Origin of the sequence: Kitasatospora sp. NPDC056531, assembly GCF_042794375.1 — a bacterium.
Taxonomy (GTDB): Bacteria; Actinomycetota; Actinomycetes; order Streptomycetales; family Streptomycetaceae; genus Kitasatospora.
Genome location: NZ_JBHTTU010000361.1, coordinates 727 through 1,392, shown reverse-complemented (window position 1 = coordinate 1,392; position 666 = coordinate 727). Strand labels below are relative to the sequence as shown.

The following is a 666-nucleotide window of genomic DNA, read 5'->3' as shown; positions in this document are numbered from 1 at the left end:
CCTTGTCGGCCTCCAGCACCTGCTGCTGGCCGTCCTTGGTGACGGTGACGCGGACCTTGGCGTTCGGGTCGCTGTCGTCGATCGACTCGACCCGGGTGGAGGTGAGCACCTCGATGCCCAGCTTGCGGTACTGCTTGGCGAGTTCGGTGGAGACCTCGACGTCCTCCAGCGGGACCACCCGGTCCAGGAACTCGACGATGGTGACCTTCACGCCGTAGTTGTGCAGCACGTAGGCGAACTCGACGCCGATCGCGCCGGCGCCCGCGATGATGATGCTCTCCGGCAGCTGCTCGGTGAGGATCTGCTCCTCGTAGGTGACCACGCGGTCGCTCAGGCTGGTGCCGGGCAGCAGGCGCGTGGTGGCGCCGGCCGCGATGATGCAGTGGTCGAAGGTGACGACGTCGAAGCCGCCGCCGCTGAGCGCGACCTGGAGGGTGCGGTCGTCGACGAAGGTGCCCCGGCCGTCGTACTCGGTGATGCCGTTCTTCTTCATCAGGTAGTGGACGCCCTTGACCCGGCCATCGGCCACCGAGCGGCTGCGGCGGAACGCCTCGCCGAAGTCGAAGGTCACCTGGCCCTCGACCTTGATGCCGAAGGTCTTGGCCTCCTTGGTGAAGATGTGGGCGAGCTCGGCGTTGCGCAGCAGGGCCTTGGAGGGGATGCAGC

General features: G+C 67.4%; 1 protein-coding gene. It reads right to left on the bottom strand.

Annotated features, from left to right (window positions below; translation table 11 throughout):
* The coding region (locus tag ACFQ87_RS46435; RefSeq protein WP_380617084.1) for an FAD-dependent oxidoreductase at positions 1-666 on the bottom strand (666 nt) is incomplete at both ends.